Origin of the sequence: Gordonia oleivorans (assembly GCF_040044975.1) — a bacterium.
In the GTDB taxonomy this organism is placed as follows: domain Bacteria; phylum Actinomycetota; class Actinomycetes; order Mycobacteriales; family Mycobacteriaceae; genus Gordonia; species Gordonia oleivorans.
This window is the reverse complement of sequence record NZ_JBDZDI010000058.1, coordinates 1-1078: the sequence shown is the minus strand read 5'-3', so window position 1 is coordinate 1078 and position 1078 is coordinate 1. Positions and strand designations below refer to the sequence as shown.

The window sequence follows — 1078 nt, the reverse complement described above, 5'->3', positions numbered from 1 at the left end:
TGAGCTTTCTGCTGTCGACGCTCCCGACGGTGACTGCGGCGTTCCTGGACGGTGATCACTCCCTGGAACGTATCCGCATCATCGCCAACGAGATCGTCGTCCTGTCCGACGACGACGTCCGCGCGTTCGCCGAAACCCGTGCGCTGCAACTGGCCGAACGCAATCAGGCCGATACCACCCTGCGGGATCAGGTCGTCGAGATGGTGATCGCCCTGGATCCCGACGGTGCCGCCGACCGCCGGGAGGAGGCCGCTGCACGTGATCAGAACGTTCGGGTCCGCCGAGATACCAACGGGCACTGCAGTATCTCCGTCTACGCACCGGGCGAGATGGGTGCGCACCTGGCGGCGCGGATCGCGAAGATGATCAGTGAGCGGATCTGCCCGCGTGATCCGCGTCGCCAGGGTCAGGTACAGGTCGCGGCATTCGCCGAAATCCAAGGACTGCCCGGCGCGCAGCTGTCGTGTGAGTGCGGTCGGGGCGACTGTTCGCGGGCGGTCCCGTTGCCGGAGGAGCCGAGTGGTCTGACCGATCTCGACATCGATGTCGACGGCGTCGCAACTGATCTGTCCGACGATGTCGATGCGGACGCCGACGTGACCGACGATCCCGAGATGACCGACGATTCCCAGTCGGGCGCTGACGTCGCCGCCGCCGACGACGCTGAGGGCGAGGCAACGGATACCGTTGAGGCGCAACCCGACACCGAGACCAACACCGATTCGCAGTTGTCGCTGTCGTTGATCACCGACCCGTCCGGGCAACGTGAAGCCCGGTTGGAGTACTTCGGCGTTGTCGACGACGCTCACGCCAGAGCGTTGATCAGTTCGGGACAGCTGGTCACCGTCAGCGAGTTTCCCGCCCTGGACATCCCCAGCGTCAGCACCGTCACCTCACTGGATCGGATACCGGCGGCGTGGCGTCGTCTCGACGATCCGTTCCCCGCGGCACCGATCGACCCCACCGGGCACGGCGGACATCTGCTCCCACCCTCGGGTGCGTTGACGTATCGGATACCGGCCTGGTTGCGGGAGAAGATCATCGAGTTGGATGGCACCTGCCGGTACCCGCACTGCGG

Annotated in this window: 1 protein-coding gene; it reads left to right on the top strand. The window is 65.7% G+C overall.

The genetic code is table 11. The annotated features are described in order from the left end of the window. Positions 1–29: 29 nt before the first annotated feature. On the top strand, positions 30–1078 hold a 1049-nt coding region (locus ABLE92_RS26100), incomplete at its 3' end, for a 13E12 repeat family protein (protein WP_348807663.1).